Annotated in this window: 15 protein-coding genes; 6 read left to right on the top strand and 9 right to left on the bottom strand. The window is 45.6% G+C overall.

Annotated features, from left to right (window positions below; genetic code table 11):
- The first annotated feature begins 98 nt into the window (after positions 1 to 98).
- The 3 genes from FTX54_RS04830 to nei all read left to right on the top strand — a co-directional run bounded on the left by FTX54_RS04830 (position 99) and on the right by nei (position 4,127).
- Positions 99 to 2,213, top strand: coding sequence for a hypothetical protein (locus tag FTX54_RS04830; RefSeq protein WP_246125582.1), 2,115 nt, complete (start codon positions 99 to 101; stop codon positions 2,211 to 2,213).
- Positions 2,214 to 2,486: 273 nt separating this feature from the next.
- On the top strand, positions 2,487 to 3,233 hold the full coding sequence (locus FTX54_RS04825) for a sulfite exporter TauE/SafE family protein (protein ID WP_147803194.1): 747 nt from the start codon (positions 2,487 to 2,489) through the stop codon (positions 3,231 to 3,233).
- A 69-nt stretch (positions 3,234 to 3,302) separates the two neighbouring features.
- The gene (gene nei / locus FTX54_RS04820) at positions 3,303 to 4,127 is read left to right on the top strand and encodes an endonuclease VIII (protein ID WP_147803195.1); all 825 of its coding nucleotides are present in this window, start codon (positions 3,303 to 3,305) and stop codon (positions 4,125 to 4,127) included.
- Positions 4,128 to 4,279: 152 nt separating this feature from the next.
- Here the strand turns inward: nei and FTX54_RS04815 are convergent, their stop codons facing one another.
- The 3 genes from FTX54_RS04815 to FTX54_RS04805 form a co-directional block, all read right to left on the bottom strand.
- Entirely contained in the window at positions 4,280 to 4,924 is a 645-nt protein-coding gene (locus FTX54_RS04815) for an SOS response-associated peptidase (protein WP_147803196.1), read from the bottom strand.
- Positions 4,925 to 4,936: 12 nt separating this feature from the next.
- A complete protein-coding gene (locus tag FTX54_RS04810) occupies positions 4,937 to 5,602 on the bottom strand; it encodes a hypothetical protein (RefSeq protein ID WP_147803197.1) in 666 nt (221 codons plus the stop codon).
- A gap of 163 nt (positions 5,603 to 5,765) precedes the next feature.
- Positions 5,766 to 5,966, bottom strand: coding sequence for a DUF2188 domain-containing protein (locus FTX54_RS04805; RefSeq protein ID WP_147803198.1), 201 nt, complete (start codon positions 5,964 to 5,966; stop codon positions 5,766 to 5,768).
- Between the two features lie 138 nt (positions 5,967 to 6,104).
- Between FTX54_RS04805 and FTX54_RS04800 the strand changes: the two genes are divergently transcribed.
- Positions 6,105 to 6,986 (top strand): SDR family oxidoreductase, encoded by an 882-nt coding sequence (locus FTX54_RS04800; RefSeq protein ID WP_147803199.1) that lies wholly within the window; start codon positions 6,105 to 6,107, stop codon positions 6,984 to 6,986.
- A 664-nt stretch (positions 6,987 to 7,650) separates the two neighbouring features.
- Here the strand turns inward: FTX54_RS04800 and FTX54_RS04795 are convergent.
- Positions 7,651 to 7,992, bottom strand: coding sequence for a HesB/YadR/YfhF family protein (locus FTX54_RS04795; protein ID WP_147803200.1), 342 nt, complete (start codon positions 7,990 to 7,992; stop codon positions 7,651 to 7,653).
- A 15-nt stretch (positions 7,993 to 8,007) separates the two neighbouring features.
- Positions 8,008 to 8,247, bottom strand: coding sequence for an indolepyruvate ferredoxin oxidoreductase subunit alpha (locus tag FTX54_RS04790; protein ID WP_147803201.1), 240 nt, complete (start codon positions 8,245 to 8,247; stop codon positions 8,008 to 8,010).
- A 135-nt stretch (positions 8,248 to 8,382) separates the two neighbouring features.
- On the opposite strand from FTX54_RS04790, the gene FTX54_RS04785 reads away from it, so the two are divergent.
- Complete coding sequence (locus tag FTX54_RS04785; RefSeq protein ID WP_147803202.1) at positions 8,383 to 8,709, top strand: thioredoxin family protein; 327 nt, start codon at positions 8,383 to 8,385, stop codon at positions 8,707 to 8,709.
- A gap of 126 nt (positions 8,710 to 8,835) precedes the next feature.
- Here FTX54_RS04785 and FTX54_RS04780 read toward each other — a convergent pair whose 3' ends face one another.
- On the bottom strand, positions 8,836 to 9,885 hold the full coding sequence (locus tag FTX54_RS04780; protein ID WP_147803203.1) for a 2,3-butanediol dehydrogenase: 1,050 nt from the start codon (positions 9,883 to 9,885) through the stop codon (positions 8,836 to 8,838).
- Between the two features lie 417 nt (positions 9,886 to 10,302).
- Between FTX54_RS04780 and FTX54_RS04775 the strand changes: the two genes are divergently transcribed.
- Positions 10,303 to 11,124, top strand: coding sequence for a squalene/phytoene synthase family protein (locus FTX54_RS04775; RefSeq protein WP_246125583.1), 822 nt, complete (start codon positions 10,303 to 10,305; stop codon positions 11,122 to 11,124).
- A gap of 38 nt (positions 11,125 to 11,162) precedes the next feature.
- Here the strand turns inward: FTX54_RS04775 and FTX54_RS04770 are convergent, their stop codons facing one another.
- From FTX54_RS04770 to FTX54_RS04760, 3 genes are all read right to left on the bottom strand, one after another.
- Complete coding sequence (locus FTX54_RS04770; protein WP_338485509.1) at positions 11,163 to 12,071, bottom strand: RluA family pseudouridine synthase; 909 nt, start codon at positions 12,069 to 12,071, stop codon at positions 11,163 to 11,165.
- Between the two features lie 181 nt (positions 12,072 to 12,252).
- A complete protein-coding gene (locus FTX54_RS04765; RefSeq protein WP_246125584.1) occupies positions 12,253 to 12,894 on the bottom strand; it encodes an MOSC domain-containing protein in 642 nt (213 codons plus the stop codon).
- 271 nt (positions 12,895 to 13,165) lie between these two features.
- Positions 13,166 to 13,993, bottom strand: coding sequence for a stalk domain-containing protein (locus tag FTX54_RS04760; protein WP_147803205.1), 828 nt, complete (start codon positions 13,991 to 13,993; stop codon positions 13,166 to 13,168).
- Between the last annotated feature and the right edge of the window lies 1 nt (position 13,994).

The following is a 13,994-nucleotide window of genomic DNA, read 5'->3' as shown; positions in this document are numbered from 1 at the left end:
TCAATAGTGGACACAATATTCATGATCCGGGTAATGGAAGCTGTTTTAAGCAAGTCATATACCAGTTACATATCACATTGTTTTAAAGGGAGAAATAAATGAAAAAACTGTCCTTCATTATTATTATTATCATTGCTTCGGCAGGCGCTGCTTTTACCTGGCTGATGAGTTCAGGAAGTTTTGGCAAAGCAGAAATTTATCAGACAGAAGAAGACGGCCTTTCCTATAACTCACGGATTCAAGGGGACGAGTGGGAAGTATATACAGAAAACGGCTGGGAAACGATCCCCCTTAAAGGCGTGAATCTCGGTATGGCGAAGCCGGCGACTTTTCCCGGGGACGCAGGCATCTCCAGAGAGGAATACCGACGCTGGTTTGAACAAATAGGCGAAATGAACGCAAATTCGATTCGGAACTACACGCTTCAGCCCCCGGAATTTTACGAGGAATTTTTAGCTTATAATGAACAGGCAGAAGAACCGCTTTACCTTTACCACGGTGTATGGATCGAAGAAATACCGCTGGAAGAAACGCTCGATGCCTTCACCCCCGAAATAACGGAAACGTTTCAGGCAGAAATGAAAAGAGTCGCTGATGCGGTTCACGGGAATGCGGAAGTCGAAGAAAAGCCCGGTCATGCCCACGGAAGTTATACAGCGGACATATCTCCTTATGTAAACGGCTGGATTCTCGGAATTGAATGGCATCCGGAGATGGTCGACAATATGCTGAATAAGTATCCGGACCTCGGCGAATACGAAGGTGATTATATTTATACTGAAAATGCCGCTCCAATGGAATACTGGCTGGCCGAACAATTTGATACATTATTTGCCTATGAAAAAGAAACATACAGCACCATGCGCCCGCTGAGCTTCACCAACTGGGTTACGACAGACAATCTCGATCAGCCTGCGGAACCGTCCGACCAGGAGGATACAGCGACGGTCGACCCAAATCATATTCATTTAAAAAATGAAGCAGAACACGTCGGCACCTTTGCTTCCTATCATGTCTATCCTTACTATCCGGACTTTTTGAACCTGGAAGAAGATTACCTTACTTTTGAAGACCACCTCGGAAATCCAAGCAATTATGCCGGTTACCTGCACGATCTACATGAATCCCATGACATCCCGGTTTTAATTGCAGAATTCGGCATTCCAGCCTCCCGGGGCAAAACACACAGCAACCCCTTCGGCTGGGATCAGGGTTTTATTTCTGAGCAGGAGCAGGGAGATATCGTCTCCTATCTTTTTGACGTAATTATGGAAGAAGATATGCTTGGGGGCTTCATCTTTACGTGGCAGGATGAATGGTTTAAACGTACATGGAATACGATGGAATATGATAATCCTGACCGTCGTCCGTTCTGGTCCAACGCCCAGACAAACGAGCAGCAGTTCGGTCTGCTCAGCTTTGACCGTCATAAAATACGCATCAATGGAGAAGACGACTGGACAGACGAAACAGTCCTTCATGAAGGAGATTCGCCGCTTCAATCCATTTCTGCCGAACACGATGAACGCTATTTATATTTGAAAGCCGAAGGAGAATTTGAAGCCGGCGATACGCTGGACTTTTATTTAAGCGTCCGGCCGGATCAGGGTGTCGATGTTGACGGCTTCCCTGCTGACTTCCAGCTTTCTCTGCAGGAATCGGAAGGACGTATGACCGTAGCAGGTGATTACGATACGTTTTTCTATGACTATGCAGAACGACTCGACATGCTCGAGACAGTACAGCAGGATTTCGACGAAAAAGAAGACGTCTTCCACCCGATCCGTCTGGCATTAAATAAAGAAATGGTGCGTCCTGACACAGGGGAAACCCTCCCGTTTGAATATTACGAAACAGGTGTTTTCCAGGAAGGAATCGCTGATCCGGAGCACGACGCCTACGATTCGTTAAATGACTACGTATTTCATGAAGAAAACAACCTTATTGAAGTCCGGATTCCCTGGATGCTCTTGAATGCAAAAGATCCCAGTCAGAAGGAATTTATGGGCAGCCTCTGGACCGAGGGGCTCGAAGATTCGCTGATGATTGAAGGAATCGGTGTAACAGCGGAATTGACTCGCAGCGGTGAGCCTGCTGCTTCATTTCCCTCCCCTGCCTCCTACATTTGGGAAGCATGGGATCTTCCGGAATATGAAGAAAGGCTAAAGCAGTCATATGATGACATTCAGGAAGTATTTTCAACATATAATTAACGGGGGCACTGAAGATTTCCGGATGATCCATTTTAAATTAAGCGCACATATAAACCGAATCGGTCATGACAAATCCTGTCATGACCGATTTCAGTGTTGAGAAGGGGAAGCTTCATTCCAGCAGAAGGCTGTTTAAATCCATCATGGTGCAGCGCCCCTGTATAAGTGTCTCTGTTTTATTTGAGTGTCTTTGAGAATAGTTCCGCTCCTTTTTCTTTTTCCAACCTGTTCAGGTACAATAGGCAGTATCTGTGAATCGATGGAGGTTTCTCAATGGACTTATCCCTTACTGCTCTGCTTATTGTTACCGCCTGTGCCGTTTTGATCGGCATTTCCAAAACCGGCCTTCCCACTCTCGGCATTTTTGTAGTGGCCGTTATGGCGTCTGTTTTCCCTGTTCGTGAATCTATCGGAATCGTTCTTCCTATGCTGATTACGGCGGATATCGTTGCCGTGCTCTACTACAGACGAAACGCCGACTGGGCAACGCTGATACGCCTCATTCCCTGGGTGAGCGGCGGCCTCGTCATTGGTTTTATTTTTCTTTTCTTTGTAGAAGTAAACCGGCCGATTGAGATCTCACTCGGCATTATCATTGCCGCGATGGCTCTGCTTCAGGTTTGGAACAGCTTCTTTTCCAGGCGTGCCAGTGCAGAAAACCGTTCCACATTATTTACCGTCGTTATCGGGACCCTCGCCGGCTTTTCAACGATGGTCGGTAACGCAGCCGGTCCTGTTATGGCTATTTTTCTGCTTGCAGCCGGACTGCCGAAACACTCCTTTATCGGCACAGGAGCCTGGTTTTTCCTTGCTGTCAATCTGATCAAAGTCCCTCTCTATACTTCGCTGGGACTGATCACCACTTCTACGCTTACATTAAATGCGTGGATGATTCCCGCTATTCTTGCCGGAACTGTGATTGGTATTAAAACACTGCAGAAAATTCCTCAGAGCTGGTTTAACTATATTATTTTAGCTCTCGCTCTGATCGGCGGTATCCGACTTCTGATCGGTGCATAAAAGTTGCTTTCTCCCGCCTCACCGGCTATCATCATGGCAGATGTTCAAGTGAGAGAGGAGGAGTGCTTCATGCCTGAAGGCCCGGAAATAAGAAAAGCAGCTGATCAAGTGGAAAAAGCAGTGAAGGGGCGTCCCGCTCTGGATGTTCATTTCGGACTGGAACGCCTCGAGGGCTATGAAGACGTCCTCCGCGGAGCTGTTGTCACGGGAGTTGATACGAAAGGAAAAGCGATGCTCACCCGTTTCGATAACGGCTACACCGTTTATTCACATAACCAGCTTTACGGCAAATGGATCATCCGCAGCGCATACAATTACCCGAAAACGAACAGACAGCTCCGCTTCGCCATTCATAATGAAAAAAAGTCAGCGCTCCTTTACAGCGCTTCCGAAATCGAAGTCCTGCCCGATGAGGAAGTTCGGGATCACCCTTTCATCGTCAAAGTCGGACCGGATATTTTAAGCGAAAAAGTAACACCCGGCATGCTTTACGATCGATTTCAGGAGAAACGCTTCTTCCGCAGAAAATGGGCTTCCCTTCTTCTCGATCAGGGATTTGCAGCTGGAATCGGCAACTACCTGCGCAGCGAAATTTTATTCAGCGCGGGAATAAATCCGTCCGCAAGACCAGTTGACACCTCTGAGAAAAAGCTGAAAAAAGCCTCGGAAGCGACTGTAAATTTAATGAAACAGTCTTACAGTCACAACGGTATTACCAACGACTTAACACTGGCCGAAAAGCTCAGAAAGCAGGGAAAGTCAAGAAACCAATACCGGCACTGGGTTTTTGGCAGAGAAGGAGAAAGCTGCCGCATCTGCGGAACCCCTGTCCTAAAAATACAGGCTGCCTCCCGCCGGCTTTATTATTGTGAAGAATGCCAGAAAACCAGTTGAACTTAAAAGTTCCTCCGGACAGAAACTGCCGGTCCGAGACGATATTTTTTATGCAGCTCTCCTCCGGAATGTGTTTACAGCCCCAGCTCCAAAACTGAGTCGGGAACGCAGAAGGCGGCATGACAAAATTTGTCATGCCGCCTTTCAGGTTTTTAATCAGCTGCCGGTTTTAATAAGTCAGCGTCATTTTCCCTGGGACGATTCACGCGGGTAGAAATGGGATACATAGTTAGTCTGTCGGACGGCGGCGGAGGGACGAGCAGGTGTCTTACATCCTCCTGCTGCGGATCCAGCCACTCTTTTCTTGCTTCTCCTTCCAGAAAAAGTGGCATACGGTGATGAAGCCCTTCCATGTCTTTACTTGCTTCCGTTGTCACTATCGTACAGGACCAGGAATCATCCACTTCCTTCTGCCAGAGACCGGCAAATGCGAGCAGCTCATTGGACTTATGGTAAATAAAATATGGCTTTTTTCCATCCTCTGTGTTTTTCCACTCATAAAAGCCGGTGGCAGGGATCAGGCACCGCCTCGTTTTAACTGCCTTTTTGAAAGTCGGCTTACTGTAGAGAGATTCCGCTCTCGCATTGATCAGACGCTTTCCTCCGATCCACAGCGGCGTAAATCCCCACGTTAAAGACCCTAAACGCTTTCGGGAACCGTCAGAAATTAATACAAGTACTTCCATGGACGGAGCGATATTGTAGTTCGGATCAATCTGTTCTGTTTTCAGAATATCAGCCTCAAGCGCCTGTTTTACTTCGTCCAACGTAGCAGTCAGCGTAAAACGTCCGCACATAGCGTCTCCTCCTTAAATAGTATCCCCCAGAAGATTGTCCAGTTCCTCGTTGTATTTGTCATCCACTTCTTTTTGTGTAACATGCACGACGAGAGGATGATTTCCAATTTTCGCTTTATACAGCCCTGTCATAAAGTCGGTGTGCAGGTGCTGATAAAAAGTCCCTGCGTAGGAGTCAATGTCCGGTTCGGAGAGAGCTACTTTATATTTCCCGTCGTCTTTATATAAGTAACCGGCAACTCCACGGTCATACATTGCTTCAGAAGCCGATGCATCTTTTCTGATTTTATATATTGTCACGTCTACTTCGTCCAGTTCATGGAAAAGCTCATTAACGAGTGATCCATGAATTAATAAATCCCAGCGGCTGCGGAAAGCCTGTCCGATAATCACATGACGGACATCATGGGCACGGGCAACTTCTCCAATGATCTCTCCTAATTTCTTTCCATTTTCCATCGGCTGAAAAATCATCAAAGCTTTATGCTGATCAGCACAGCGCTGTATTTCATCACGCTTTTCCTGCGCCTTCAAATCACTTCCTTCCCCTTCCGGATCATACACGTGTAATACAATACATTCTCCACGGAAGGCCTTTTTTTCCGTCATTCCCCTGGCAATCAGCTGGGCCGCACTTTCGGGATAGGATACACACACGAGCACATTTTCTTTTTCCATATGATCACTCTCCTGAACTGCAAAGTAAGTATTGTAGTATTATTCGACAAAACTGTGTTATTTCCTGCTTATAACCATTTCAGGAAACAGTAAAAAACCGCCCATCATCCATTATCAGGACTTATAAAGGGCGGTCTTTTACCGGTATGGTACTAATGAACAATTATTCGAAGTTTCTCGTTTCTTCCACTTCCATCTTGTTGTTATAAATATGCAGACGGCTTGGGCTGTGATCTTTAGCCATTTCTTCTGCATGTGCAATAGCTTCATCTTTCTGATCAAATGAAGTTTCAGGTGCTACATCTTCAATTTTTACCATCCATGCTGTTACATCTTTATTAGGTCTTACGGAATATTCGCGCATTATGACATCTCCTTTTGTATTGTTAAGTGTGTTATATAAACCCTATTACCATATTAAACCGACGTTAAACGACTTTTTGATTGTTTATTTTTTCAGGAAATTGGCAATACTAACCACAAGACACTTAGGAGGGATAAAATGAAATACGAAGATATAAAAAAATTGCAGACAGAAGGCCAGCCTCAGCAGACTCAGCGCCAGCAGCCTGGAGTGGAAGATACAGAAATGACACCGAGTCCGGTTTATGATGATCCGGATTACCGCGGGAGCGGCAAACTCGAAAATCAAGTCGTACTTATTACAGGCGGAGACAGCGGCATCGGCCGTGCCGTTTCCATTGCAGCAGCGAAAGAAGGCGCAAAAGTCGTGATTTCCTATAAAAATGAGCATGAAGATGCGGAAACGACGAAAGCGCTCGTAGAAGAAAAAGGTGTCGAATGCATCATTATTGATGGTGACATCGGGGATGAAGATACTTGCAAAAAAATTGTTGCTCAAACGGTTGATCATTTCGGCAGACTCGACTGCCTCATTAATAATGCCGCAGAACAGCATTACGCGGAAGATTTACGCGACATTTCCAAAGACCAAATGGAACGCACTTTCCAGACAAACATATTCGGCGCTTTTCATATGACCAAAGCCGCTCTCGATCACCTGGAGCCGGGCAGTTCCATCGTCAATTCCGTATCCATTGTTGCCTACCAGGGAATGCCGGTACTGATGGATTATTCGGCTACAAAAGGAGCTCTCGTCGCACTTACCCGTTCCCTTTCAGAAAACCTTGCTTCCAAAGGGATCCGCGTCAACGGCGTTGCTCCGGGACCGATATGGACGCCGCTCATTCCAGCCTCGTTCCCAAAAGAGCAGGTGGAAAAGTTCGGAACATCAAGCCCGATGGGACGACCGGGGCAGCCGGCTGAACTTGCTCCAGCTTATATTTACCTCGCTTCGCACGACTCTTCGTTCGTCTCGGGCCAGGTTATCCACGTAAACGGCGGTAAGGTCGTCAACGGTTAACAGACCTTTTCAATAAGCTGCCTTGAAAATAAAGTATAGAAGTGATGAACGTGCGCTATCGTTTCCATGGGGACGCTTTCCGGGCGGGCCGGCCTCAGCTAATCCCGTCCTCCCTATGGTCGTGCGGGATGGATCTTCGGCTCGTCCTTCATCGCCCCGGAGTCGCCCCATGTGCCCTCCAGCTTACGGTAAAAAAGATAGAGCAGGAGCTGCCTTCTCATAAAAATAATCCTCTTTTGAACATCTTCCATCTGTATAGAGAGGAAGTTCCTTTCCTAATAGAAAGTCATTTTCATCCATCATCGTGCAGCGATCCTTCGTGAGTGGCTCTGATAAAGCTCCGTGTTGTTTTTGGAGTGTCTGCCGCTATCCTGACGTCCGTGAGGGTTTTTGCGCCTTCCACAGGCGTCTTTCCCTGGCACTGAGTTCTACCTTTGTACCTTCTTGATTCAAACCACGGCTTTCTTCTGTATTGAAAAGTCCAAACGAAGCGGTAACTTGTCCGTAGAAGAAGATTGGAAAACCCTGCAGGACACAGGCGCACAAGGAAATCTCCTCGACGGCCGGTCGAAGCGGATTATTATACATTTATTTACAAAAGAGTTTAATTTAGCTTTTCAACAAAAACCCCCCCGGCCGGGAACATTCCGGCCGGGGGTTTTTATTACTTCTTCTTTTTTTCTTTCTTTTTTTCCTTCTGTTTCTCTTCGTTCGGGTTATCGTATTCAAACACAATTTCTCCGGAATCGTCATCGTAGGCAACAGTCAGGTCATTGCCGTCAAAATACCAGAGATCTGCTTCCTCTACATAAAAAGTTATCCCTTTAATTTCTGTACTTACTCCGGTCGTGATCGGAGATTCATTCGGTTCAAAACCTATCGAGAAGCCGCTTTGGATAGGACTGGACCCTCCGTATTTTGCAAAAAATTTGATTGTATCTCCTTCGTCGACTTCCACTTCATTTTGAAACCATTTCACAGCTTCTTCCGTTATATGCAGCTTCACGATATGCCTCCTCACTTACTTTTCCTGAAAAAATTCCTCTGCTTTCTTAAGATAAACTTCATCTTCCGGAGCCAGCTCGTGTTCATCGAGAATAGCATCCACCGGACAAACGACGACGCAGGCTCCACAGTCGATACATATGTCAGGATCAATATAATACTGGTCTTTTCCTTCTTCTATACAATCGACAGGGCAGACATCCACACATTCGCCGGCTTTTTCTCCCTGGCAGGGACTCGTAATTACGAAAGCCATCGTGTACCCTCCTTTATAAGTATAATATATTACTTTTCCTTTTTTCAGACTTTTTAAAACGTGAACCTTTAGTTGCTTTAATATACCCTGCATGGTATATTAATTATAAATAATACATTAAAGAGGGATTTTAATATGATACCAATGCAAAACATGGAAGAAACGGAAAAATTCTTAACTGAACATCCGATGACACTTGTTTATATATCACGAAGTAAATGTTCTGTCTGTCAAAGCCTTAAACCCCAGCTGGAGAGATTGCTGGAAAATTATCCGCATATTCGTTCTGCCTCTGTTTCTGCGGATGAACTGCCCGAAGCAGCTTCCCGTTTTGAAGTGCTGACCGCTCCAGCCGTCCTCCTTTTTATAGAAGGAAAAGAAAGATGGCGCGGTGCCCGCTTTATTCAACGCGAAGAGCTTGAACATCAGTTCATTCAGTGGAGTGAGGCACTGGAACAATAAGAGAAAATAAAACAAGAACTTTCTCTTAAGCAGGAAAGAAGGCCGCTCAAATTTTTTGAGACGGCCTTTAATTATGTTTCCTGCCTGATCCTTTTTGTGGATCGGCCAAAAGCTGAATTATTTCTGCTATTCCGGAGAGACGAGAATTTTCACCTGACTTTTATCGGTGGACAGCACTTCGAACCCTTTATCCACCACTTCATCGAGCCTAATTTTGTCCGTCACCATCATATCCGCCTGGAAATGTCCCTGTTTCATCAGCTCCATAACTGCCGGATAGATATGGCGGTAGGCAATAATGCCTTTTACCGTTCTTTCTTTAATGACAATATCATTCGGCTGCAGAGATGCTTCCCCTTCCCAGATACTCACAATCACTGTTTCTCCACCTGAATGTGTGCTGTGAACCGCCTGATTCAACACTTTCGGAATCCCGGTTACTTCAAAAGCCACATCCACTCCGCCTATTTCATCCTGGATTACTTTGACAGCATCGTCAGAAGAGGCGTTAATTACTACCGCTCCGAGATTTTCTGCTTTTTTCTGCCGTGATTCAGATACTTCCACCGCATATATTTTTGAAGCTCCGGCTGCTTTCAGCGCATCGATCACCATCAGCCCAATCGGTCCAGCGCCGAATACCGCTGCCGTATCCCCAGCTTTCAAAGAGCTTTGACGCACGGCGTGAAGGCCTACTGCTGCCGGTTCCACAAGCGCCCCCTGCTCGAAAGAAAGTTCTTCCGGAATAATATGCACCATATGTTCTCCGACAACTGTAAATTCCGAGAAGCCGCCGCCCCCGCCGGACAATCCGTGAAAGCCGAGCAGATCTGTTAAGTTATACTTTTCGTCTGTATATCTGCCGTTTTCATTCGGAGCCAGTATCGGTTCAATTGCTACACGGTCCCCCGCTTTGACTTTTGTAACTTTTGAGCCCACTTCCGTTACTTCCCCTGCAAATTCATGTCCCATAATGATCGGAGCCTGCTGACCGCTGATTGGATGAGGGCTGCCTTCCGGAATGAAAATCGGACCTGCAAGGTATTCGTGAAGATCACTTCCACATATGCCGCACCACTTTACTTTAACCTTCACATCGTGTTCCCCTTTAACAGATGGTTCCTCCGCCTGCTCCACCCGAAGATCCTTTGCTTTGTACCAGACAGCTGCTTTCATAAAAATTCACTCCTTTCAAAATTTTAACATTTTTAAATCTACACTTATTATATTCCCTTTGTTATAGGAGTACAAGCATTTGTGATTAATTTCACATAATATTAATTACTTCACCATGGGAAATAATTTTTTATGTTTAATAGAAATAAGGCTGCTTTTTCGATATACTAAGGAAGTGAACATATGGCAGAAAATTTAAGGTGCAGGACTGAAATTAATAAAGAAAGCTTTTTATTTCCGTTTTCTTCCGTTGTATTTATCCGGGTTCTCCACCTTTGAGCAGCGCACGGAAAACGAAATTCAAATGCTTTTAACCGCCTTTTGGCAATACTTCCTTTCACTGTAAGTTATTATTGAAATCCGGCCGGTAAAACAGGCTGAATAGAACGATTCGAGAAATTAAGGAGGCGTTTTTACGTGCAGACCGAAAAACAGCAGCAAAAAGAAGCAATGAAAATGCTGAAGGATACAAGCAGAACGTTTTACATTCCGATAACGCTGCTGAATCCGACACTTAAAAAGACTGTCGCCTCCGCTTATCTATGTATGCGGGCCATCGATGAAATCGAAGATAGTGAAACCCTTCCTTCCAAAGCAAAAGCACTGCTCCTCCGGGAAACAAGCCAAATGCTGGAAGGAACGTTTGACCAGCAGGCTTATGAAAACCTGACGGCACCGTATGCTTCCCTGCTGCCCGAAGTCGCGCTGCGCCTTGGGGACTGGCTCGATACCTGTCCTGAAAATTACGTTTATAAAGTGAAGGAATTTACAAGTACGATGGCAGAAGGTATGGCTTATTGGGCAGAAAACGAGTGGAATATCCAGACGAAAGAAGACCTTGACGACTACACCTATTACGTCGCCGGTCTCGTAGGAGTGATGCTTTCAGATATTTGGGAATGGCATGACGGTACGAAAACAGACCGCGACCTTGCCATTGGGTACGGACGCGGCCTGCAGACGGTGAATATTCTCAGAAACGTCGAAGAAGACCGCGAACGCGGCGTTTCCTTCATTCCGGAAGGATGGACACTTGAAGATACGTTCGAATACGCTGAACGAAATCTTGAACTCGGTGATGAGTATATGAAGGATCTCCACACGAAATCCATCATTCTCTTCTGCCGCGTCCCTCTCGCTCTCGCAAAAAAGACGTTAAAAGCTCTCCGCAGCGGCCGTGAAAAAATGAGCCGCGAGGAAGTGGAAGAAACCGTAGCTCAAATAAAAAAAGATGTCTAAAGAAAAGGGGCAGCCAGACCGTGAGCTGCCCCTTTTCTTTATTTCAAATAGGCTGAAAACTGTTTCCAAGGCTCTTCTTTTGGAGGAAAGGATTTGAATGAAACCGGTTCTTTTTTTACTGGATGCTGAAACCCAAGCTGTCCCGCCCAGAGTGCTATCTGCTGTCCCGGCTTATTTACGGAGCTTCCGTATTTCTGATCACCAAAAATCGGGAACCCTATATTCGCCAGCTGGACTCTTATCTGGTGAGGCCTGCCTGTTAAAAGATTGACAGATAGCAGACTCAGATCTCCAGATGATGCCAGAAGTTCATATTCCAGAATGGCTTTTTTTGCTCCTTCCACTCCCTCCTCTGTAACATACACCTGGTTTTCCTGCTTGTCCTTCACAAGAAAATCTTCAAGACGGCTGCGCGGATAAACCGGCTTTCCACGCACCACAGCTGCATATTCTTTATCAAAAGCATGACGCCTTACCGCATCTGAAAGTCTGGAGGCTGCTTTTGACGTTTTTGCAAATACCATCACTCCCCCAACCGGCCGGTCGAGCCGATGAATGAGTCCAAGATAAACATTTCCCGGCTTATTGTAGCGGATTTTAATATCTTCTTTTACCGCACTAAGAAGATCCAGATCTCCGGTCCGGTCTTCCTGAACTGGAATATTCACCGGCTTTTCTACAACAATAATATGATTGTCTTCGTAAATAATTTCAATCTTCATTTTTGCATCCTTTCCGTACTCCATTACATAGAATATATGGGCTATATATGTTGAACTTAATAATTTGTCTCCACTTCTGTAACCAGCCGCTATCGTTTCCATGAGGACGCTTTCCGGGCGGGCCGGCCTCAGCTGATCCCTTCCTCCCTGCGCTCGGCAGGGGTGGAGCTCGTCCTTATTCGCCTCGGAGTCGCCCCATATCCTTTCTAGCTGCCTGTTCGCCATTTCTGTTCTTCCTGCAAATATGGTCGGCTGTTAAAAATGATAACATCCTTTTTTCTTTCGATAGGGAAGACCGCTTTCAAGGTCATACACTCTATTTTTATAAATATTAAGTTCAATTTATATACCTCGAAAATAAGTTGATAAATGATAAAGGGGCGCTATCGTTTCCATGACTCCCTGCTTAAAATTTCTGCAGCCGTTTCTGAAGCGGTCCGCGCCAGGCATCTGCAAGTGCAGGCTCCGATAGGACTTCTTTCAAAGCTTCTTCGTTCGACGTATCTTTGTACATGACGTTATTAGCCCTGATAATCGTAATTCCCTTTTGCCCATCTTTTATACGGATCATCTCTTCCCCGGGTTTTATCCATCCTTCTTTCAATACACGCAGGTAATAACCGCTCCAGCCGGTTTCTTTTACGAGAACCGGCAGTTTCCTCTCTCCAAACCTTCCTCCAAGCTTATGACATGGCTGCCTCGGCTGAGAAACCTCCACTACCGCCTCCCCGACTTGAAATATATCTCCAATACAGATTGTTTCCTCTGTCATTCCCTCAACCGTAAAATTTTCTCCGAAAGCTGCTTCCGGCAGATTAATTCCTAGTACTTTTTCCCAATAGGAATAATGTTCTGCCGCGTAAACACAAACGGCCTTGTCTTCGCCGCCATGATGCACAAGATCTGCCTGACCGTCACTGCCAAGGTTTGTTTTCGACAAATAGAGCGGCCTGTTTTCTGCGTGTTTGACGATCGACGTATGTAATTCCACTCCACCCCAGATTACATGCTGCGGCCGTCCTGTATTCAGAGAAATAATTTTCACCATTCTGCCTCCTTCGAACATCTGATTCTGTCAGGTTCACCTGTTGCTGCACCGGTCTTCTTCTTTATGAAATTCCTGTCGCTTTAAACAAGAAGTTTTTAAGAGCAGAAGCTTTTTTATTGCCTCAGTAATAAAAAAGCTGAAGTGCTATTATTATTTTCAGCCTCAGTCGAATAAAAACGTTATTCATTTCTACGTTTATCATATCACGACAACGGGAAGCACAGTTTGTAGAGACAAAAAAAGCCGTCCCGGAAGGACGACTTTTGAAATATTACTGGTTGATTGTTACTGTACGTGCGCTTCTGTTCCAATTAACATCTGCACCAAGTGATTCTGATACAAATCGAAGCGGTACCATCGTGCGGTCGCCTCTGATCATAGCCGGTTCTTCAAGTGAGAATCTGCTTCCTGAAGCATACCCAGTTCGATCATTAATTGCGACCTTCACGCTTTTACTTCCTAAAGTAGCTTCTGCCTGGCGAAGAGAATTGTTCCATTCTACATCTGCTCCAAGTTCTTCAAAGATCGCTCTGAGCGGCACCATAGTCGTGTCATTTTGAAGAAAAGGATCTTGATCCGTTTGAAGTGTCTTTCCGTTGATCGTAACTGGAATAACTTCATTTCCGGACGAATCAACCTGCTCGTTTTCAGAGATAACTCTGCGTGCACCGACGTAACGCGGATCCCAGTAGAAACTGCTGATGCTTCTGATCTCCACTCCGCGTGATCCAGAAGCGTGAACCATGTCCCCGTTCCCTATGTAAATACCGTTGTGAGTAATGTTTCCGACGGAACGTGTTTCACTGAAGAATACAAGGTCTCCAGGTCGAAGATTTGATTTGGATACATAATCACCTGCACCAAATTGCTGTGCAGCAGTTCTTGGTAAAGAAATACCTGCTTTATTGAATACGTATCCTGTAAAACCTGAGCAGTCAAATCCGCTCGGGGTTGTTCCTCCCCATTGATATGGTGCCCCTACCTGGCTTTTCCCTGTTGAAATGACTTGATCACTGATGCTTGAAGCTTGTGCTTCCTGTTCAAAAAATGGTGTGAATGCGAATAAAAATGCTGCTGCGATTATGATCCATCGTTTCATA

The sequence above is a fragment of the Alkalicoccus halolimnae genome (assembly GCF_008014775.2).
In the GTDB taxonomy this organism is placed as follows: domain Bacteria; phylum Bacillota; class Bacilli; order Bacillales; family Salisediminibacteriaceae; genus Alkalicoccus; species Alkalicoccus halolimnae.
The sequence above is the reverse complement of the archived record's forward strand: the minus strand, read 5'-3'. Positions and strand labels throughout refer to the sequence as shown.

Bases quoted from the DNA above. Each gene is read 5' to 3' on its own strand.
- FTX54_RS04805 (WP_147803198.1), bottom strand. From the start codon at position 5,966: ATGCGCGAATATTCCGTAAGACCTAATAAAGATGTAACAGCATGGATG.
- nei (WP_147803195.1), top strand. From the start codon at position 3,303: ATGCCTGAAGGCCCGGAAATAAGAAAAGCAGCTGATCAAGTGGAAAAA.
- FTX54_RS04780 (WP_147803203.1), bottom strand. From the start codon at position 9,885: ATGAAAGCAGCTGTCTGGTACAAAGCAAAGGATCTTCGGGTGGAGCAG.
- FTX54_RS04790 (WP_147803201.1), bottom strand. From the start codon at position 8,247: ATGGCTTTCGTAATTACGAGTCCCTGCCAGGGAGAAAAAGCCGGCGAA.
- FTX54_RS04815 (WP_147803196.1), bottom strand. From the start codon at position 4,924: ATGTGCGGACGTTTTACGCTGACTGCTACGTTGGACGAAGTAAAACAG.
- FTX54_RS04760 (WP_147803205.1), bottom strand. From the start codon at position 13,993: ATGAAACGATGGATCATAATCGCAGCAGCATTTTTATTCGCATTCACA.
- FTX54_RS04770 (WP_338485509.1), bottom strand. From the start codon at position 12,071: ATGGCGAACAGGCAGCTAGAAAGGATATGGGGCGACTCCGAGGCGAAT.
- FTX54_RS04785 (WP_147803202.1), top strand. From the start codon at position 8,383: ATGATACCAATGCAAAACATGGAAGAAACGGAAAAATTCTTAACTGAA.
- FTX54_RS04765 (WP_246125584.1), bottom strand. From the start codon at position 12,894: ATGGTGAAAATTATTTCTCTGAATACAGGACGGCCGCAGCATGTAATC.
- FTX54_RS04830 (WP_246125582.1), top strand. From the start codon at position 99: ATGAAAAAACTGTCCTTCATTATTATTATTATCATTGCTTCGGCAGGC.
- FTX54_RS04800 (WP_147803199.1), top strand. From the start codon at position 6,105: ATGAAATACGAAGATATAAAAAAATTGCAGACAGAAGGCCAGCCTCAG.
- FTX54_RS04825 (WP_147803194.1), top strand. From the start codon at position 2,487: ATGGACTTATCCCTTACTGCTCTGCTTATTGTTACCGCCTGTGCCGTT.
- FTX54_RS04810 (WP_147803197.1), bottom strand. From the start codon at position 5,602: ATGGAAAAAGAAAATGTGCTCGTGTGTGTATCCTATCCCGAAAGTGCG.